The organism is Cupriavidus sp. GW822-FHT06G04 (assembly GCF_058799075.1).
Map to the genome: position 1 here is coordinate 298,937 of NZ_JBXALD010000007.1, position 18,563 is coordinate 317,499.

Annotated in this window: 16 protein-coding genes and 1 tRNA gene; 10 read left to right on the forward strand and 7 right to left on the reverse strand. The window is 62.8% G+C overall.

What is annotated here, in order from left to right; genetic code table 11:
* Window positions 1-116 precede the first annotated feature (116 nt).
* The 6 genes from hflX to AC1RKI_RS17970 all read left to right on the forward strand — a co-directional run bounded on the left by hflX (window position 117) and on the right by AC1RKI_RS17970 (window position 7,268).
* Window positions 117-1,385, forward strand: coding sequence for a GTPase HflX (gene hflX, locus AC1RKI_RS17945; RefSeq protein WP_061959141.1), 1,269 nt, complete (start codon window positions 117-119; stop codon window positions 1,383-1,385).
* 107 nt (window positions 1,386-1,492) lie between these two features.
* Window positions 1,493-2,836 carry an FtsH protease activity modulator HflK gene (hflK, locus tag AC1RKI_RS17950; protein WP_061959140.1) on the forward strand — a complete coding sequence of 448 codons (1,344 nt, stop codon included), beginning with the start codon at window positions 1,493-1,495 and terminating at the stop codon, window positions 2,834-2,836.
* Between the two features lie 11 nt (window positions 2,837-2,847).
* The gene (gene hflC, locus AC1RKI_RS17955; protein WP_061959139.1) at window positions 2,848-3,750 is read left to right on the forward strand and encodes a protease modulator HflC; all 903 of its coding nucleotides are present in this window, start codon (window positions 2,848-2,850) and stop codon (window positions 3,748-3,750) included.
* A gap of 132 nt (window positions 3,751-3,882) precedes the next feature.
* Complete coding sequence (locus tag AC1RKI_RS17960) at window positions 3,883-5,034, forward strand: ATP phosphoribosyltransferase regulatory subunit (RefSeq protein WP_492795078.1); 1,152 nt, start codon at window positions 3,883-3,885, stop codon at window positions 5,032-5,034.
* Between the two features lie 183 nt (window positions 5,035-5,217).
* Window positions 5,218-6,561 carry an adenylosuccinate synthase gene (locus AC1RKI_RS17965; protein WP_061959137.1) on the forward strand — a complete coding sequence of 448 codons (1,344 nt, stop codon included), beginning with the start codon at window positions 5,218-5,220 and terminating at the stop codon, window positions 6,559-6,561.
* Window positions 6,562-6,698: 137 nt separating this feature from the next.
* The gene (locus AC1RKI_RS17970) at window positions 6,699-7,268 is read left to right on the forward strand and encodes a phosphoribosyltransferase (protein WP_061959136.1); all 570 of its coding nucleotides are present in this window, start codon (window positions 6,699-6,701) and stop codon (window positions 7,266-7,268) included.
* An 86-nt stretch (window positions 7,269-7,354) separates the two neighbouring features.
* Here the strand turns inward: AC1RKI_RS17970 and AC1RKI_RS17975 are convergent, their stop codons facing one another.
* The 3 genes from AC1RKI_RS17975 to AC1RKI_RS17985 all read right to left on the reverse strand — a co-directional run bounded on the left by AC1RKI_RS17975 (window position 7,355) and on the right by AC1RKI_RS17985 (window position 8,810).
* Window positions 7,355-7,966 carry an NAD(P)-dependent oxidoreductase gene (locus tag AC1RKI_RS17975; RefSeq protein ID WP_150982697.1) on the reverse strand — a complete coding sequence of 204 codons (612 nt, stop codon included), beginning with the start codon at window positions 7,964-7,966 and terminating at the stop codon, window positions 7,355-7,357.
* Between the two features lie 60 nt (window positions 7,967-8,026).
* Entirely contained in the window at window positions 8,027-8,461 is a 435-nt protein-coding gene (locus AC1RKI_RS17980) for an Rrf2 family transcriptional regulator (protein WP_150982699.1), read from the reverse strand.
* 262 nt (window positions 8,462-8,723) lie between these two features.
* A tRNA-Leu gene (locus AC1RKI_RS17985) sits at window positions 8,724-8,810 on the reverse strand.
* Window positions 8,811-8,879: 69 nt separating this feature from the next.
* Here AC1RKI_RS17985 and rnr point away from each other — a divergent pair.
* From rnr to AC1RKI_RS18000, 3 genes are read left to right on the forward strand one after another with little or no spacing between them, the layout of a single operon-like run.
* Window positions 8,880-11,507 carry a ribonuclease R gene (rnr, locus tag AC1RKI_RS17990; protein ID WP_492795081.1) on the forward strand — a complete coding sequence of 876 codons (2,628 nt, stop codon included), beginning with the start codon at window positions 8,880-8,882 and terminating at the stop codon, window positions 11,505-11,507.
* A 48-nt stretch (window positions 11,508-11,555) separates the two neighbouring features.
* The gene (gene rlmB / locus AC1RKI_RS17995) at window positions 11,556-12,299 is read left to right on the forward strand and encodes a 23S rRNA (guanosine(2251)-2'-O)-methyltransferase RlmB (RefSeq protein WP_061959154.1); all 744 of its coding nucleotides are present in this window, start codon (window positions 11,556-11,558) and stop codon (window positions 12,297-12,299) included.
* A gap of 2 nt (window positions 12,300-12,301) precedes the next feature.
* Complete coding sequence (locus AC1RKI_RS18000) at window positions 12,302-13,045, forward strand: SIR2 family NAD-dependent protein deacylase (RefSeq protein WP_490714699.1); 744 nt, start codon at window positions 12,302-12,304, stop codon at window positions 13,043-13,045.
* Between the two features lie 85 nt (window positions 13,046-13,130).
* Here the strand turns inward: AC1RKI_RS18000 and tal are convergent, their stop codons facing one another.
* Window positions 13,131-14,087 carry a transaldolase gene (gene tal / locus AC1RKI_RS18005; protein ID WP_490714689.1) on the reverse strand — a complete coding sequence of 319 codons (957 nt, stop codon included), beginning with the start codon at window positions 14,085-14,087 and terminating at the stop codon, window positions 13,131-13,133.
* A 169-nt stretch (window positions 14,088-14,256) separates the two neighbouring features.
* Between tal and rpiA the strand changes: the two genes are divergently transcribed.
* Window positions 14,257-14,943, forward strand: a complete 687-nt coding sequence (gene rpiA, locus AC1RKI_RS18010; protein ID WP_061959131.1) for a ribose-5-phosphate isomerase RpiA — start codon at window positions 14,257-14,259, stop codon at window positions 14,941-14,943.
* A 38-nt stretch (window positions 14,944-14,981) separates the two neighbouring features.
* On the opposite strand, the gene AC1RKI_RS18015 is transcribed toward rpiA, so the two are convergent.
* From AC1RKI_RS18015 to AC1RKI_RS18025, 3 genes are all read right to left on the reverse strand, one after another.
* Entirely contained in the window at window positions 14,982-15,638 is a 657-nt protein-coding gene (locus AC1RKI_RS18015) for a response regulator (protein ID WP_492795083.1), read from the reverse strand.
* A complete protein-coding gene (locus tag AC1RKI_RS18020; RefSeq protein ID WP_492795085.1) occupies window positions 15,635-17,059 on the reverse strand; it encodes a GAF domain-containing sensor histidine kinase in 1,425 nt (474 codons plus the stop codon). Before AC1RKI_RS18020 ends, AC1RKI_RS18015 begins: the two co-directional genes overlap by 4 nt.
* A gap of 243 nt (window positions 17,060-17,302) precedes the next feature.
* Entirely contained in the window at window positions 17,303-18,475 is a 1,173-nt protein-coding gene (locus AC1RKI_RS18025) for an NAD(P)H-dependent flavin oxidoreductase (RefSeq protein ID WP_150982707.1), read from the reverse strand.
* Between the last annotated feature and the right edge of the window lie 88 nt (window positions 18,476-18,563).

Sequence of the window (18,563 nt, forward strand, 5' to 3'; positions counted from 1 at the left end):
TTCGCCCCGGCGCTTTGCGGCCTCCGGGCGCGGCAACTTGTCGCGGTCGGGTCAGTCGTTGCTGTATTGGTAACAGTTTTCCCAACCACTTTTTCCGGCGCCACGCGTCCATCCGCTTGCAACCCAGAGCTACATCCCAGACCGAGCCATCGCGCGCCATTCTTGTCGGCGTGGATTTTGGCAAGCACGATTTTCAGGAAAGCCTCTCGGAACTGGCTCTGCTGACGAGCACGGCCGGCTCGGTGCCGGTGCATACGCTGACCGGCAAGCGCTCGCGACCGGATCCCGCGCTCTTCATCGGTTCGGGCAAGGCCGAGGAACTCCGGCAGGCCGCTGATGCGCTGGACGCCGACGTGGTGGTCTTCAACCATGCGTTGAGCCCGGCGCAGCAGCGCAATCTCGAGCGCTTTCTGCAACGCCATGTGATCGACCGCACTGGCCTGATCCTCGATATCTTTGGGCAGCGGGCGCAAAGCCACGTGGGCAAGGTGCAAGTGGAACTGGCGCAGGTGCAATACCAGGCGTCGCGCCTGGTTCGTGCATGGAGCCACCTCGAGCGGCAGAAGGGCGGCATCGGTATGCGCGGCGGCCCAGGAGAACGCCAGTTGGAGCTGGACCGCCGGATGCTCGACGAACGCGCAAAACGGCTCAAGTCCGATCTGGCGCGATTGCAACGGCAGCACCATACCCAGCGTCGTGCCCGTGCGCGCAATGACACGCTGAGCATCTCACTGGTGGGTTACACCAATGCGGGGAAGTCCACGCTTTTCAACGCATTGACCAAGGCCCGTGCATACGCGGCGGATCAACTGTTCGCGACGCTCGACACCACATCGCGCCGGTTGTTTCTGGACGGTCTCGGCAACGTGGTGCTGTCCGACACCGTCGGATTCATCCGTGATCTGCCGACGCAGCTTGTGGCGGCGTTCCGCGCCACACTCGACGAAACGGTGCATGCCGATCTGCTGCTGCACGTGGTGGATGCATCGAGTCCCGTGCGTCACGAGCAGATCGAGCAGGTCAACCGCGTACTGGCGGAAATCGACGCATCGGACATTCCGCAGATCGTCGTGATGAACAAGATCGACGCGACGCCCGAATTGCTGGAGCAGGGCCCTCGCGTCGAGCGTGACGAGGACGGCGTGCCGACCCGCGTGTTCCTGTCGGCGCGCGAGGGTCTGGGACTCGACGGCCTGCGCGAAGCGATTGTCGAGGTGGCGCAATGGCTCGCGTCGCAACCCGACGCGCCGGCGCCGTACGACCCGCGTCTGGACGGCTCGCCGCTGCCGCCGGATGCTGGCGAATGGGATGCCGACGAACACGACGGCGACGTCGAAGATCGGACCGAAAATGGCCCCGATCGGCGGCCAGACCGATCAATCTGATCGCGGTTGGCAGCGAATGACTGTCTGATTAGGGGATTTTGAGCAAAAGTGATCAAGATGGCTGCTAGAATCCCCCTGTTCCAAACTTTCCCGGACCCGTGCTCTTCATGTCCCTGTTCCCCCGGAATCCTGACTCGCATATCGTGCCAGGCAACCGCGCCCCGCGGTTTGCGCGCTGGCCCCGCCTGCGCGCCATCTTCTCGTTGAACGATCCTCGTTGGGGCCGTAACGGACAGGATGATGAAGATAAAGACAAGGGTCGCCAGCAGAACCAGCGCCCGCAAGACGGTCCGCCCGACCTTGACGAGCTCTGGCGCGATTTCAATCGCCGTTTGAGCGGCCTGCTCGGGCGCAAGGACAATGGCGGAGGCGGCCAGGGTTTCGGCAACGGCCAGCGCCCCGCCGGCAAGGGATCAAACATCGGCATCGGCGTGATTGTTGCCGCAGTTGTCGGCATCTGGCTCGCCAGCGGTTTCTTCATGGTCCAGGAAGGCCAGACAGCCGTGATTCTGCAGTTTGGCAAGTTCAAGTACACCACCGGCCCCGGGATCAACTGGCGGGCGCCATGGCCGATCCAGTCGGCCGAGGTCGTGAACCTGTCGGCCGTGCGTTCTGTGGAAGTGGGACGCGCCACGTCGATCAAGGACAGCAACCTGAAAGATTCGTCGATGCTGACGCAGGACGAGAACATCATCGACGTCCGCTTTACCGTGCAGTACGACATCCAGGACGCCACCGAATATCTGTTCTTCAACAAGACCGATCGCGGTGGCGACGAAGAACTCGTGACCCAGGCCGCGGAGACATCGGTGCGTGAGATCGTCGGCCGCAACCGCATGGATTCGGTGCTCTACGAAAACCGCGAACAGATCGCGCAGGGCCTGGCCAAGTCGATCCAGTCGATCCTGTCGGCCTACAAGACCGGCATCCGCGTGATTTCGGTGAACGTGCAGAGCGTGCAGCCGCCCGAGCAGGTTCAGGCGGCATTCGACGACGTGAACAAGGCAAGCCAGGATCGCGAGCGAGCGATCAGCGAAGGCCAGGCCTACGCGAACGACATCCTGCCGCGCGCCAAGGGTACAGCGGCGCGGCTCAAGGAAGAGTCCGAGGCCTATCGCGCGCGCGTTGTGGCGCAAGCCGAGGGTGATGCGGCACGTTTCCGTTCCGTGCAAACCGAGTATGCAAAGGCGCCTCAAGTGACGCGCGACCGAATCTATCTGGAGACCATGCAGCAGATCTACAGCAATTCGAACAAGATTCTTGTCGATGCCAAATCGGGCAACAACCTGCTGTACCTGCCGCTGGACAAGCTGATGTCGCAGGTGCAGTCGTCGTCGGCCACGACGCCGGCCCCGGCGCCAGGTACGAACGCACCGGCTGTGCCGGACGTGGGTTCGCAGGATATCCGGTCGCGTGAAGCCATGCGCAACCGCGACCGCGACGTTCGCTAAGGAGAGCCGTCATGAACCGACTGATTTCCTTCGCGATTGGCCTGTTTATCCTGCTGGCGGTTGTCTCGTCGATGCTTTTCGTCGTCGATCAGCGCCAATACGCCGTGGTTTTCGCATTTGGCGAAATCAAGCAGGTGGTGCGCGAACCAGGCCTGCATTTCAAGCTGCCGCCGCCGCTGCAGAATGTGGTGTTCATGGACCGCCGCCTGCAGACCATCGACGTTGCCGCCAGCGAGCGCTTCCTGACCGCCGAGAAGAAATCGATGGTCGTGGATTGGTTCGTCAAATGGCGCATCACCGATCCGCGCAAGTTCTTCGTGGCGTTCGCCGGCAACGTGCGGGGCGCCCAAGACCGCATGACGCAGCGTATCGACTCCGTGGCGCGTGAAGAATTCGGCAAGCGCACGGTGGCCGATGTGGTGGCCGGCGAGCGCGAGAAGGTCATGCAGAATATCCGCGCCGGGATGGCCGAATACGCACAGTCCGTCGGGGTGGAAATCCTCGATGTGCGCCTGAAGCGCGTGGACCTGCTGCCGGCGATCAGCGAGTCGGTCTATCGCCGCATGGAGGCCGAGCGCAAGCGCGTCGCCAACGAATTGCGTTCGACGGGCGCAGCGGAAGGTGAGAAAATCCGCGCCGATGCCGATCGCCAGCGCGAAGTCGTCCTGGCCGAGGCCTATCGCGATGCGCAGATCGTCAAGGGCGAGGGCGATGCCAAGGCATCTCAGCTCTATGCCGACGCGTTCGGCAGGGATCCCAGCTTCGCGCAGTTCTGGCGCAGCATGGAGGCTTACCGCAACACGTTCCGCGACAAGGGCAACGTGATGGTCCTGGAGCCGAACTCGGACTTCTTCCGCTATATGCGCTCGTCCGGCGGTAACGCCGCGCCAGCCGCTGCGGGCGGCAAGAAGTAGCCGGTAGGCCGCGCGCCGGGCGTGCATGCGCCCTAAAACGCAACATTCGACAAAACCCCGGTCCGCCCGGGGTTTTGTCCGGCTGGAGGCGCCAACGCCTTACCGGCCGTGTTTTTGATAGAAGAGACTTACATGTCCAACCGCTGGCTCCTGCCTGAAAATATCGCCGACGTCCTGCCGTCGGAAGCGCGCAAAATCGAAGAGTTGCGCCGCCGCATGCTGGATCTGTTCCGGACCTATGGCTATGAGCTGGTCATGCCGCCCATGCTCGAGTACCTGGAGTCGCTGCTCACCGGCACCGGCCACGATCTCGATCTGCGCACGCTCAAGCTGGTCGACCAACTGTCGGGTCGGACCATGGGCCTGCGCGCCGATATCACGCCGCAAGTAGCGCGTATCGACGCCCATTTGCTGAACCGTCCGGGTGTGACGCGCCTCTGTTATGCCGGAAATGTGCTGCATGCGCGTCCCGCGGGCTTCCACGCCACGCGTGAGCCGATCCAGATCGGCGCTGAAATCTATGGCCACGCGGGGCTTGAAGCTGACGTCGAGATCCAGGAACTGATGCTGGCTGCGCTACAGGCGGCAGGGCTTGCCGATATCCGGCTCGATCTGTGTCACGCGGGCATTCTCGAAGCACTGCTGGCGGCGCTGCCGTCCGTGCGCGAAATCGAGGACGCGATGTTCTCCGCGCTGGAGACCAAGGATGTCCCTGCGCTGCGCGAGCTGACCCGGGATCTGCCCGCAACCGAGCGCGATGCATTGCTGGCGTTGCCCACGCTTTACGGCGGCCTGGAGGTGATCGAGCGCGCACGCGCCACGTTGCCCGCCAGCCCGGCGATCGGCCGGGCCCTCGACGAACTGGCCGCGCTGGCCGGTCAGGTGCGAGGCGCGAGCGTGAATCTCGATCTTGCCGATTTGCGCGGTTACCACTATCACAGTGGCGTGATGTTTACCGCCTATGTTTCGGGCCTACCCAACTACGTCGCCCGTGGCGGCCGTTACGACAAGGTAGGCGAAGCGTTTGGCCGTGCGCGCCCGGCGACGGGCTTTTCGCTGGACCTGCGCGAAGTTGCCGCGCTGTCGCCCGTGGAAGTCCGCGCGCTGGCGGTTTTCGCCCCGTGGGATGCCGATCCCGCGCTGCGCGGCGCCATTGCTGCGCTGCGCGACGCCGGCGAAATCGTCATCCAGTCGTTGCCGGGCCATACGCACGAACTCGACGAGTTTAATTGCGACCGGCAACTGGTGCGCCAGGGCGGCGCGTGGGTGGTGGTGCCGCGCTGATTTCGCTGCGGGCCGACCGTTCGTGCCGGCTCGTCTTTCCGTGCTCTCGGATGACGTTCGATGCCCGTCGGGGCCTTTGATCGCCCAAAACCGGCGACAAACGTCTCTCATACGGCTGCCCGAAACCGGGAACCGTCCGGCAACGAGAGTAGAATACGTTTTTAACCTTCTGACCAATTCAACATGTCCGCATCCGCAGTAAGCCAGGGACGCAATGTCGTCGTGATCGGAACCCAGTGGGGTGACGAAGGCAAAGGGAAAATCGTCGATTGGCTTACCGATCATGCTAAGGGCGTGGTGCGGTTCCAGGGCGGCCACAACGCTGGCCACACGCTCATCATCGGCGGCAAGAAGACCATCCTGCGCCTGATCCCGTCGGGCATCATGCGCGAAGGCACGGTCTGCTATATCGGCAACGGCGTGGTGCTCTCGCCTGAAGCCCTGTTCCGTGAAATCGAGGAACTCGAGTCGGCAGGCCTGCAGGTGCAGAACCGTCTGCGCATTTCCGAAGCAACGACGCTGATCCTGCCGTATCACGTGGCCATCGACAAGGCGCGCGAAGCGCGTCGCGGCGCCGCCAAGATCGGCACGACCGGCCGCGGCATCGGCCCCGCCTATGAAGACAAGGTGGCTCGCCGCGCGCTGCGCGTGCAGGACCTGTTCAACCCCGAACACTTCGCCGAGCGCCTGCGCGAAAACGTCGAGTTCCATAACTTCATGCTGACCCAGTACCTGGGCGCCGAAGCGGTCGACTATCAGCAGATCCTCGACGAAATGCTGGCCTACGCGCCGCGTCTGAAGCCCATGGTGGCCGACGTCTCCGCGGAGCTGTATGCCGTGAATGCAGCGGGCGGCAACCTGATGTTCGAAGGTGCGCAAGGCACGCTGCTCGACGTGGACCACGGTACGTATCCGTTCGTCACGTCCAGCAATTGCGTCGCTGGTGCGGCTACCGCAGGCGCCGGCGTCGGCCCGGGCCGCCTGAACTACATCCTTGGCATTACCAAGGCGTACTGCACGCGCGTTGGCGCGGGCCCGTTCCCGAGCGAGCTGTACGACAACGACAATCCTGCCCGCCAGGACGCCGTTGGCGTGCGTCTGGCCAATGTTGGCAAGGAATTCGGTTCGGTAACCGGACGCCCGCGCCGCACCGGCTGGCTCGATGCCGCAGCCCTGAAGCGCTCTGTGCAAATCAACGGCGTGTCGGGTCTGTGCATGACCAAGCTCGACGTGCTCGATGGCCTGGAAACGATCAACCTGTGCGTCGGCTACGAGCTCGACGGCAAGCGCGTCGACATCCTGCCGCGTGGCTCCGATGCCGTCGCGGCATGCAAGCCGGTGTACGAGGAATTCCCGGGCTGGAACGAGTCGACGTTTGGCGTGAAGACCTGGGATGCGCTGCCGGAAGCCGCGCGCGTGTACCTGAAGCGCATCGAGGAAGTGGTTGGCATTCCGATCGACATGATCTCGACGGGTCCGGATCGCGACGAAACGATTCTGCTGCGCCACCCGTACCTGGTTGCCTGATTTACTTGGTACTGCAAAGTGAGTTTGACTGCGGCGCCAAGAGCGTCGCAGCCTCACGAAAGCCATTCGGCCCGCGACATGCGGGCCGATGCTTTATCAAACGGCCGCTGCTGCAGCCGAATAGAACAAAAGACGCCATGAACCTGCCAATTAATGACGACGAGAACCTTTGGGTCTCGTGGGACGAATACCACCGCCTGATTGCCCGCCTTGCGCTGAACGTGCACGAGTCGGGCTGGAAGTTCGACAAGATTCTGTGCCTGGCACGCGGTGGCCTGCGCGTGGGCGATCAGATGTCGCGCATTTTTGATGTGCCGCTGGCCATTCTGGCCACTAGTTCGTATCGCGAAGCCGCAGGTACGCAACAGGGCGATCTCGATATCGCGCAGTACATCACGATGACGCGCGGCGAGTTGTCCGGCAAGATCCTGCTGGTCGACGATCTGGTCGATTCCGGCGTCACGCTCGAGCGCGTGGGGCGGCATTTGCAGGAGCGCTATCCCGCGGTGACGGAAGTTCGCTCGGCGGTGCTCTGGTACAAGGCGTGCTCGAAGGTGGAGCCCGATTACCACGTGACGTTCCTGCCGTCGAATCCGTGGATTCACCAGCCGTTCGAGGAATACGACACGCTTCGTCCGCATAACCTCGCTGCGTGGCTCAAGCGCGGCAAGCGCGCCAGCTTGCTCGAAGACGACTCGGCCGCATAAGCGCTGAGCTGAGGCTTCGCCTTTTTCGGTCGTGCGATCAAATGGGCGAAGCTTTATCGGTGATTTCGGCCGATTTCAGCGTGGTTTCAGTAGCCGACGGTAAATCGCTGCCGCACGTGCGTCGGTCGCTCGATTTCGTCGAGCATTGCGATGGAATAATCTTCCATCGAAATCCAGCTCTTTCCGTCGGCTGCGGTCAGTAGATCGTCCTTGCCGAGGCGGAATTTTCCGGTGCGTTCGCCTGGCGCAAATAGCGCTGACGGCGACAAGAAGGTCCATTCCAGTTGGTCTTCACCGTGCAGCGCATTGAGAAAATCTCGGCCGGCCGATGCTTCTGCCTTGTACGCATCAGGAAAATTCGGCGTGTCGACCAGTTGCACGCCGGGCGCGACATAAAGGCTACCAGCGCCGCCCACTACCAGCAGGCGCTTGATGCCGGCGGCTTTGACCGCTTGCGTGATCTGCGCCGCCGTCGTCTGCAGGAAGCGCACCGAACTGATCACAACATCGTTGCCGCGCAACGCATTCGCGAGCGCAGCCGCATCGCTCACATCGACATCGTGCGCGGTGACGCCCTCGCGCTGTGGCAGCGACGATGCGTGCCGCGCGAGCGCCAGAACGTGGTGGCCCCGGCGCAGGGCTTCGTCGGTCAAACGGGTGCCCACATTACCTGTTGCACCAATGATGGCGATTTTCATGGTCTTTCCTTTTGGTTGAACGATATGAAACCGTAGTGGTTACATATCCGGTTAAAAAAATCAGCGCTTGCGGCGCCTGGCGGCCTGTTCGACTTCATCGAGCATGCCTGCGATCGTGATTGCCGCAAGAGAGGCGTCCATTGCTGCCTGAGCACGAGTCGCCACCGTTTGCAGTGCTCCAGTAATTTCGCGGCCCACCATGCAGGCGGGATTTGGGGCGCTCTGGTGCAGCGTAATCAACGCGGTTGTCTCGGTGGCCCGAAAAACGTCGAGCAGCGTGATCGCCGACGCCGGTCGAGCCAGCACTGCGCCGCCGGTGCTGCCCATCGTCGTGGTGACGAAACCCGCTTCGGTTAGTACGCCGATCAGCCGGCGGATCAGGGCGGGATTAGTGCCCACGCTGCCGGCAATCATCGACGACGGCACGGGCTCGTCCGACTGGGCGAGCAGGGTGAGGATATGGACGGCGACGGCGAATCGGCTGCTGGTAGTCATGCGGAAATCTTAATGTGAAACCATGGTAGTTACATATCGCGATAACGTCAACCGCAATTTGGGCGGGCGCGGCAGGGTATTTTTCGCAATCGCTGTTGCGTAGATGGCGAGATAATGCCGGAATCGACACTGAAGCTGATACACTCAACGGCGGCTTAGGCCGGTAGCGAGTCAACGGAAATGAGAGGAAAAGGATTTGAAGGATTCAGCAGCGCAAAAGCAAAAAACCCGCAACGTGTGTTGCGGGTTCCTTGCTGAATCTTGGTGCCCAGGAGAGGACTCGAACCTCCACAGTGTTGCCACCGCTAGGACCTGAACCTAGTGCGTCTACCAATTCCGCCACCTGGGCAGGTGTCGAAACAACCGAAGCGGCCATTATAGCGACCGTAAAACGTTTGTCAAATAGTTTCGAGAAAAATTGAATCAGAACAACTATCCGATCCCTAGCCGGGAAGAAATCCTTGGCGTACTGAGAACCTCGGGGTCACCCCAGTCGGCCGGCGATATCGCCAAGGCCTTGGCCGTCACGCGCAAGGAGCACGACGGTTTCCAGAAACGGCTCGCCGCAATGGAGCGCGACGGCCAGATCGAATTGAATCGCAAGGGCCGATACGAATTGGCGCATCAGCCGAATTTCGTGGTTGGCCGTGTGCAAGGCCACCGCGACGGCTTCGGCTTCCTGATTCGCGATGACGGCGAGGACGATATCTTCCTGCCCGAGCGCGAACTGCAGAAGGCGATGCATAACGACCGCGCGCAGGTGCGCGTGGTGGGTTATGACCGCCGCGGCCGTCCCGAAGGTCAGATCGTCGAAATCGTCGAGCGCGCAAATCGTTTCGTGATTGGCCGACTGCTGTCCGAAAACGGCGTGCTCGTGGTGGCGCCTGAAGACAAGCGTATCGGGCAGGACATCCTGATTCCGCCCAAGGCGCAGGGCAAGGCCCAGGTCGGGCAGGTCGTCAGCGTCGAGCTGATGGAATGGCCCGATCGCTACGTGCAGCCGGTGGGCCGCGTGGTCGAGGTGCTCGGCGACATCGACGATCCCGGCATGGAGATCGAGATTGCCGTGCGCAAGTACGGCGTGCCGCACCAGTTTTCGCCCGCCGCACTCAAGGAGGCTCAGGCGCTTCCCGACGAGGTCCGGCAGGCCGATCTCGATCATCGCATCGACCTGCGCGATATTCCGCTGGTGACGATCGACGGCGAAGACGCCCGCGACTTCGACGATGCCGTCTATTGCGAACCGGTCAAGATCGGGCGCGCGAAAGGATGGCGTCTGATCGTAGCGATTGCCGACGTGTCGCATTACGTGCGCCCGGGCACGCCGCTGGACGCCGATGCGCTCGACCGGGCTACGTCGGTCTACTTCCCGCGCCGCGTGATTCCGATGCTGCCGGAGAAATTGTCGAACGGCCTGTGCTCGCTGAATCCGCATGTGGATCGGCTTTGCATGGTGTGCGATGCAGTGATTACCGCGAAGGGCGAACTCAAGGGTTATCAGTTCTACCCAGCCGTGATGCATTCGTCGGCGCGACTGACCTACAACGAGGTCTGGTCGGTGCTGTCGAACACCAAGGGGCCGGAGGCGCACAAGCGTGCGGAACTGGTGCCGCATCTGCAAAACCTGTACGAGCTGTTCCAGGTCTTGCTCAAGGCGCGGCGCGCGCGCGGTGCCATCGACTTCGATACCACCGAGACCTATATCGTTTGCAACGCGCAGGGCAAGATCGAGCAGATCCTGCCGCGCACGCGCAACGACGCGCACCGACTGATCGAGGAATGCATGTTGACGGCCAACGTTTGCGCGGCCGATTTCCTCGAACGCTTCAAGCATCCGGCGCTGTACCGGGTCCATGCTGGCCCAAGCGAAGAAAAGCTCAAGAACCTGCGCGAGTTCCTGAAGACCGCGGGGCTCACGCTGGGCGGCGGCGACAAGCCACAGGCCTCGGATTACGCCGAAGTGATGGACAAGATCAAGTCGCGTCCCGATGCGCCGATGTTGCAGACGATGCTGCTGCGGTCGATGCAACAGGCCGTCTACAGCCCCGACAACATCGGCCACTTCGGCTTGGCGTATGAGGCTTACGCCCACTTTACGAGCCCGATTCGCCGTTATCCCGATCTGCTGGTCCATCGGTCGATCAAGGCGATTCTTGCACATACCAAGTATCAGCCGGCCTTTATCCCGGGCACCGAGCTGAATACGCAGGTTTCGCCGAAAGCGCGCCGCATGCAGGCCGCCGATGCCGAGCGCCGCGCCGAGAATGCGGCCGCGCGCGCCAAGCGCAACGAAGGCATCTGGGATGAACTGGGCCTGCATTGTTCCGCCAACGAACGGCGCGCCGACGAGGCGTCGCGCGATGTGGAAGCTTGGCTGAAGTGCTACTTCATGCGCGACAAGCTTGGCAGCGACTACGCCGGCACGGTCAGCGCGGTGACATCGTTCGGCATCTTCGTGCAATTGGATGAACTTTACGTCGAAGGTCTGGTTCATGTGACCGAGCTCGGCAGCGACTATTTCCAATACGACGAAGCCCGCAACGAGTTGCGCGGCGAACGCACCGGCATTCGCTACCGCTTGACCGACCGGGTGCGCGTGCAGGTCTCGCGCGTCGACCTCGACGCGCGCAAGATCGATTTCCGCCTTGTCCAGGAACCTTCGGCCAAGACGCTGCGGGGGCGCGCCGGTGCACCCGAGCAGCCGCGGGTACCTGCGGCGCACGCGGTGCCTGCGCGCAAGAAGGGCCGGCAACTGGCAGCGTTGCTGGGCGGAACGTCGAAGCCCGAGGAATCGTTCGACGAGACGCTCGATCGGGTGATCGAAGAGCAGCCGGTGTTTGAAGCGGTCATTACACCGCTCAAGCCACGCGAGACGCATGTCGGTCATGCGTCGCATGGCCGCGCGGCCAAGAAATCGCCGACCGGCAAGCCTGCGCGGCATGCAGCCAAGCCAAAGCCGGCGCATCTGAAGACGGAAAAGAAGTCCGCGACCAAGCGTACCGCCAAGCCGGCGGGTAAGAGCGTGCGCCCTGCACGCAAGCGCTAGGCGAACATCGCGCGATTGAGTGTCGCCATGGCGGGTACAATGCCCGCCATGGCCAAACACAAACTTCTGATCGGCTTTCATGCCGTCAATGCACGCCTGCGTCAAAACGCAAAGAGCGTGTCCGATATCTACGTCGAAGCAAATCGCCGCGACCGGCGCATGCAGGATTTCATCCGCCTGGCGGAAAGTCTTGGCGTAACCCTGCATCCGGTCGATGCCGAGCGCCTGCGCGGCATGGCCGGCACCGACCGCCATCAGGGCGTGGTGGCACGCGCCGACGACGTGTCGCTCGCGCTGAATCTCGACGAACTGCTCGATGGCATCGAAGGGACGCCGCTGCTGCTGGTGCTCGATGGTGTCACCGATCCGCACAACCTCGGCGCATGCCTGCGCGTTGCCGATGGCGCTGGCGCCCATGCGGTGATCGCGCCAAAGGATCGTAGCGTCGGCCTTAACGCGACCGTTGCGAAGGTTGCCAGCGGCGCAGCCGAGACTGTGCCGTACATCACCGTCACCAATCTCGCCCGCACCCTGCGCGAATTGCAGGAACGCGGCATCTGGGTGATCGGCACTGCCGACGGCACCGACAAGGCGCTGTACGACGTGGATCTGAAGGGACCGACCGCGATCGTAATGGGTGCGGAAGGCGAGGGCATGCGTCGCCTCACGCGCGAAACCTGTGATGATCTCGTGTCGATTCCGATGGCCGGTGGGGTGGAAAGCCTCAACGTGTCCGTCGCAAGCGGTGTGTGTCTTTACGAAGCGGTGCGTCAGCGCCGTCTTCCCCGCTGACGATGGTCGTGGACGCGGCCGATCTGGAAGCGGCGCGCGCCTGGGTGCACGCCGCGCAGAACATCTTCGTCCTGACCGGGGCCGGGATTTCGGCCGAGTCGGGCGTTCCGACATTCCGCGATGCGCTGACGGGCCTCTGGGCGCGCTTCGATCCCGAAGAGCTGGCGACCGAAGAGGCCTACCGTCGACAACCCGCACTCGTCTGGCAGTGGTATCAGCACCGACGCGAGCTGGTGGCCGCAGCAAAGCCGAATCCTGCCCACTACGCGCTGGCGGAGTTGGCAAGGCGCAAGTCTGTGACGCTGGTCACGCAGAACATCGATGGCTTGCATCAGCAGGCGGGCAGCGAGCATGTGGTGGAGTTGCACGGCAACTTGTTCGCCAACAAATGGCTGGATGGCTGCGGCCGTTGCGATACCGTGCCGCCTGTTCCGGGCGAACCGCCGCATTGCGCCCTGTGTGGCGCGATGATGCGTCCGGGCGTGGTCTGGTTTGGCGAAGATCTCCCACGTGTGGCGCGCTTTCGGGCCGATCATGCGGCGCAACACTGCGATCTGTGCCTGGTGGTGGGGACCTCGGGCTTGGTCTATCCGGCCGCCGCATTGCCAGGGCTGGCAAAGGAGCACGGGGCGCGCGTGATCGTCGTCAATCCGCAACCGTCCGCACTCGATGACACCGCGGACCTGGTGCTGCGGGCCGCCGCGGGCGAATGCCTGCCGCTGCTTTGGCCACAACAGAGCGTGTGAGCTGCTAAGACCGGCCAATTCCGAACACGGAAACGGCCGGCCCGCCTGCGAGCCCGAGCCCGAGCGCGGGCAGCCAGCCCGACCGTCAGGCCGCCAGTTCCGCGACCAGTTTTTCGAGTTTTACCGCGTCCGCCGCAAACAGGCGAATTCCCTCCGAGAGTTTTTCCGTCGCCATGGCGTCTTCGTTCAATTGCCAGCGAAATGCGGCTTCGTCGGCGGCAATGCGGGCGATATTGCCCGCTTGCGCTTGCTCCACCGAAAGCTTGCGCTCGACGGTGGCATTGCTGGCCGCCAGTTGTTCGAGCAGTTCCGGGCTGATGGTCAGCAGATCGCAGCCCGCCAGCGACAGAATTTGCCCCGTGCCGCGGAAGCTCGCTCCCATTACCTCGGTCGCGTAACCGAATTTCTTGTAGTAGTCGTAAATCTGGCGCACCGAGCGCACGCCCGGGTCGTTTTCACCTGTATTGGCGTCGGCATCCCATTTGTCGCCGGCCTGCTTCTTGTGCCAGTCCAGAATGCGGCCGACAAACGGCGAGATCAGCTGCGCGCCGGCTTCAGCGCAGGCCACTGCCTGAACCAACGAGAACAGCAACGTCATGTTGCATCGGATGTTTTCGCGCTGGAGGATTTCGGCGGCCTTGATGCCTTCCCACGTCGAAGCGATCTTGATCAGTACGCGTTCCCTTGCGATGCCGCGCTGTTCGTACAGACCGATCAGATGGCGAGCCTTGTCGACGGTGGCCTGTGTGTCGAACGACAGCCGCGCATCGACTTCGGTCGAGACCCGGCCCGGGACGATCGAAAGGATTTCGCAGCCGAACGCAATCAGAAGCTGGTCCATCACCGCGTCGATGCCGGCGCTGCCGTGATGGTCGCGCGTGGCCTGTTCCAGCAGCGGCCGGTACTCGGACTTCTGCACCGCCTTCAGGATCAGCGACGGATTGGTGGTCGCGTCCTGCGGCGTGTATTGCTTCATCAACTGGAAGTCGCCGGTATCGGCCACGACCGTCGTGAACTGCTTGAGTTGTTCGAGCGCATTCATGATCTGCTTCCGTTCAGGGAATTGTGCAAAGAGACGGGTCAAGGAGATTGCTTCGGGAAAGGGCATTGTAACGGGGCGTCCCGTGACAGCAAGCCATGGGCGCCAATCTTCTCGGGTCACGCCAATCCGTTACACTACGCGATTCCCCCAACGCAATCTGGCTGTTGTCATGACTCAGGATGAACTCAAGGCGCTGGTCGCGCAAGCCGCCGCCGACTACGTGAAGCAGGAAGTGCCCCAAGGTGCCGTTCTTGGCGTGGGCACGGGCTCCACCGCCAATCTTTTCATCGACGCCGTCGCGGCGTTCAAGGAACGTTTTTCCGGCGCGGTGTCCAGTTCGGAAGCGTCCACACGCCGACTGCAGCAGCACGGTTTCACGGTGCTCGATCTCAACGAAGTTGACAGCATCCCCGTCTATGTTGACGGCGCCGACGAGATCGACGCGTCGGGCGCGATGATCAAGGGCGGCGGCGGAGCGCTCACGCGCGAGAAAATCGTCGCGTCGGTGGCGGATCGTTTCGTTTGCATCGCCGATGGCAGCAAGCTAGTGCCCACGATGGGCGCATTCCCGCTGCCCGTCGAGGTGATCCCGATGGCACGCGCCGCTGTCGCGCGACGGTTGGCAGCGCTGGGCGGCCAGCCGCGACTGCGCATGACCAAGGAAGGCAGCATCTACAAGACCGATAACGGCAATGTGATTCTGGATGTGGCCGGATTGAAAATCGAAAATCCCCGGGATCTTGAGCAACGGATCAACCAGTTGCCCGGCGTCGTCACGGTGGGACTTTTTGCATTGCGCGGGGCCAATGTCCTGTTGCTGGGCACGGAGCAGGGCGTCCAGCGCACCGACTACTGATCACGCGGGCAGAGCGGCTAGTGGCCCCGCCGCTCTGTCTAGCTGGTGGCGAGTCCGTGCTCGACCGCATAGACCGCCACCTGAACGCGACTGGCCAGCTTCAGCTTCTTGAGAATGTTCTGCACGTGAATCTTGACCGTGCTTTCCGCTACGCCCAGGCGGCGCGCGATCTCCTTATTGCTGTCTCCGCGCACCAGTCCATGAACGATCTCGCGCTCCCGCGTGGTGAGCCGTGCGGCCTCCGCGCCGCGTGATGGCGCAGGCGATGTCTTTTGTGCGCGAAACTGCTGCACGAGCTTCGACGTCATGCTTTCCGAAATCACCGGTTCACCTGCGTTTGCGCGCCGGATCGCGCTCGTCAACGCTTCCGTCTCGATATTCTTGAGCAGATAACCGCGCGCGCCGCCGCGCAATGCCGCGGCCAATTCCTCGGCCTGCTCTGACACCGTAAGGATGATTACCGCGCAGTCGGGCAAGTCTTCGACCATCAGTTGCAGCGTGTCTAGTCCCGACAATCCGGGCATGTTCAGATCGAGCAGAATCACATCGGGCCGGTGCTGCTTGGCGCGCTTGAGGCCTTCCACGCCGTCCGCCGCTTCGTCGACGATCTCGATATCCGACTGTCGCTGCAGCAGGGCACGAATTCCCGAGCGGAACAGTGTATGGTCATCGACCAGCAGAACTCGGATGGTCATGACGCAGCGACCTCGGGCATAGCGGCGCGTTGCGGCGCCGGCCAGGCGGCATGGTGATGCGGCGGCGCAAAGTCGCTGCGGAGCAGAATCAGCTCGATTCGCGTGCCCTGGCCGGGCGAGGCGTCGATCGCCAGCGTTGCGCCCAAGCGCGCCGCGCGCTCCTGCATGATGTGCAGACCCACGTGGCCGGTGTTTGTCGCACCAAGCCGCGTCGGTTCAAAGCCGTCGCCGTCGTCCTGCACGACGAGCCGGAACAGGGTGCCGTTCTGCATGACGATCCGTACGGTTTCCGCCATGGCGTGCTTGCGCACATTCGACAGGGCCTCCTGCAGAATGAACAGCACTTGCAGTTGTTGTTCGGGCGGTAGCGGGAGTCCCCGGTCATCGATTGTCAGCGTCGGTTCGGTGCGGCATTGCCGGCGAAAGCGCGAGACGGTTTCCTCGACGGCAGGCCGCATATCGCCCGTGGTCAGGCGTGACCGGAAGTTATGCAGCAGTTCGCGCACGTCCTGATAACTTTCCTCGACGCCATGCCGCAGCATCGGAACGATTTCGCGCACTTCATCGGCGTTGCCTAGTTCGACGGCGGCGTCCAGCAATTGCACCTGCAGGTTCAGAAAATTCAGTCCCTGGGCGATGCTGTCGTGCAGTCCCTGGGCGACGAGATTGCGTTCTTCCATCACCGCCAGCTGGCGTGCGCTTGCGGACCGCCGCACATGTTCGAGCGACGTGGCCAGATGTTGCGCCATAGTTTTCAGAAGTTGCCGGTCGGACGCGGACAGCTCACGTGGCGCGCGGAAGTGCAGTGTGAAGGTGCCGACGGGGCCGCGTTGCGTATCGAGACGGAACGCTGCCATCGACAGGAATCCTTCCTGTCCGCACGGAGACGCGTCGTCCGATGATGGAAAAACGGCCCGCAGGTCCGTGATGGACACGACGCCGCTGCGCGTGGCGTGCCCGCAGTGGCACGCGTCGACGTTCCCGCAACGTTCATGCTCCGCCAAAGCGGAGGAGAGTCCGATCGACGCCACCCGGTGCAGCATGCCGTGCTGTGCTTCGAACATGCGCACCGTGCCGCCGTCGGCCCCGAACCGCTGCATCACTCGTTCAAGGAAGCCGCGCGCCAACGCACTGGTCTCGTTAGCGTGGTTGAGGAAGGCCGCCATGTCGTAAAGCGATTCCAGGTCGCGGTTCTGGCGCGCCAGTTCGGCAGTCTTGTGCGTCACGCGTGCGGCGAGATGCTGACGGACGATCCAGAGGTGCAGTACGGTCATCGTGCCCATGCATGCGATGGCCGCGCCGGCGCCTTCCAGCTTCCAGGGAAGATAACGGGTGCCTGCGATCATCGTCAGCACCGCCAGCACCGAGGCCAATGACAGCAGGATGATGCGCCTGGGCAGTCGATGGCGCAGCGGCGTCATCCGGACGGGTTTTTGAACGTGGCCAGTGTCAGGTAGCGGAAGCTGCGCGTTTGGTGCTGGATCGCGCGATGCGGGGCGGTTGTTGGGGCTTGGCATGGAAGGGACTGGCGCAAGGGGGCGGGCACAGTATCGTGAGCGATTCTGCGCGAGCCAGCCCACCAACGATCTGCGCTGGCTCAATAAACGGCGCGATCAGTTGCCAGTTGCCCGGCGGCGTTCCAAGGACGGCTTGGGTGTGAAGGGCTAGGCCGTCGCGGCGGGCGGCGCAGCCAGTGCTGCCGGTTTTTCGCCGGTCATCAGATAGTGCATCAGTTCGGCTACTGGGCGGATGGCGTCGCCGAACGGCAGTTTGCCTTTGCCGCGGAAAAACAGGCCTCGTTCCACGTCGCCGCGCACCGCCTGCGCCAGCTTGAGGTCGATGCAGAATTGGCCGATCTTGGCAATGCCATCGCGCAAGCCACAGGCCTGCAGGCAATCGAATCCCTCCAGGCAGTCACGAGGTTTGGCGCGGCGCTGCAATCGGCTTTCGCTGGAAAGATAGCGCGACAGCCACGGCGTCATGACGGCGCGCGCTGGCAGTCCAGCCACGCTGGTGAACTCCTTCAGCGATTCCGATGTGGCGGTGGCAAGCACCTGCTTGAATGCCGGATGCGCATCGCCTTCCTGAGTCACAGCGAATGCTGTGCCCAACTGGACGGCGGCGGCCCCTTCATTGAGCCAATGCTTCACATCCTCGTGAGTGTTGATGCCGCCGGCCAGGATGAGGGGAATGCTGTTCCATGCCAACCCCAGCGTGTGGAACAGTTCGCGGCATTCTGCAAGTACGCGTCCGAACGAAAACCTCGCGTCGCCCAGATCCTCGATTGTTGCGGCACCCAGATGGCCGCCGGCATGCGCCGGGTGCTCAATCACGATGGCGTCCGGCAGGCGCCCCTTCTTCATCCAGCGGCGCAATACCAGCCCCACGCCACGCGATTCCGAGAGGATCGGAATCAATGCGACATTTGGATGGTCGGCGGCCAGATCCGGAAGATCGAGCGGCAAGCCCGCGCCCATCACGATGGCATCGGCGCCGCTTTCGCATGCTTGCCGCACGAGTTGCGCGTGCGAGCCGACGGCCTTCATGACGTTTACGGCAATCATCCCGCGTCCATCTGACAACCTGCGAGCCGCCTGGATTTCGCGATCGAGTGCCACGCGATTGGCGGCCTCGATCTGCGCCTTGTCACGCGAGCCGCGAGTTTGCGCCATCAGGTCGGGATGGTGATGCCGCAGATCAATGCTGGCGATCGTGCCCATGCCCTGATTGGCCGCCACGGTGCCTGCAAGTCGATGCGCAGAAATGCCGATTCCCATACCGCCTTGCACAATGGGGAGCAACCGTCGTTGCGCCAGTTTTAGCCAATGCTGTGTCATGAAACCATCCTGAAAAATGTTTGCGCAGCGAGTGCCCGCGCTTCTGCCACCACGCCGTCGATACTCTCAAGCCGGTGCCGCCGACCGT

Excerpts from the sequence above, each read along its gene's own strand:
- AC1RKI_RS18000 (WP_490714699.1), top strand. The coding sequence starts at position 12,302 with ATGGTCGTGGACGCGGCCGATCTGGAAGCGGCGCGCGCCTGGGTGCAC.
- AC1RKI_RS18020 (WP_492795085.1), bottom strand. The coding sequence starts at position 17,059 with ATGACGCCGCTGCGCCATCGACTGCCCAGGCGCATCATCCTGCTGTCA.
- AC1RKI_RS17965 (WP_061959137.1), top strand. The coding sequence starts at position 5,218 with ATGTCCGCATCCGCAGTAAGCCAGGGACGCAATGTCGTCGTGATCGGA.
- AC1RKI_RS17975 (WP_150982697.1), bottom strand. The coding sequence starts at position 7,966 with ATGAAAATCGCCATCATTGGTGCAACAGGTAATGTGGGCACCCGTTTG.
- AC1RKI_RS18015 (WP_492795083.1), bottom strand. The coding sequence starts at position 15,638 with ATGACCATCCGAGTTCTGCTGGTCGATGACCATACACTGTTCCGCTCG.
- rpiA (WP_061959131.1), top strand. The coding sequence starts at position 14,257 with ATGACTCAGGATGAACTCAAGGCGCTGGTCGCGCAAGCCGCCGCCGAC.
- hflC (WP_061959139.1), top strand. The coding sequence starts at position 2,848 with ATGAACCGACTGATTTCCTTCGCGATTGGCCTGTTTATCCTGCTGGCG.
- hflK (WP_061959140.1), top strand. The coding sequence starts at position 1,493 with ATGTCCCTGTTCCCCCGGAATCCTGACTCGCATATCGTGCCAGGCAAC.
- rlmB (WP_061959154.1), top strand. The coding sequence starts at position 11,556 with ATGGCCAAACACAAACTTCTGATCGGCTTTCATGCCGTCAATGCACGC.
- AC1RKI_RS17980 (WP_150982699.1), bottom strand. The coding sequence starts at position 8,461 with ATGACTACCAGCAGCCGATTCGCCGTCGCCGTCCATATCCTCACCCTG.
- AC1RKI_RS17970 (WP_061959136.1), top strand. The coding sequence starts at position 6,699 with ATGAACCTGCCAATTAATGACGACGAGAACCTTTGGGTCTCGTGGGAC.
- tal (WP_490714689.1), bottom strand. The coding sequence starts at position 14,087 with ATGAATGCGCTCGAACAACTCAAGCAGTTCACGACGGTCGTGGCCGAT.
- AC1RKI_RS17960 (WP_492795078.1), top strand. The coding sequence starts at position 3,883 with ATGTCCAACCGCTGGCTCCTGCCTGAAAATATCGCCGACGTCCTGCCG.
- AC1RKI_RS18025 (WP_150982707.1), bottom strand. The coding sequence starts at position 18,475 with ATGACACAGCATTGGCTAAAACTGGCGCAACGACGGTTGCTCCCCATT.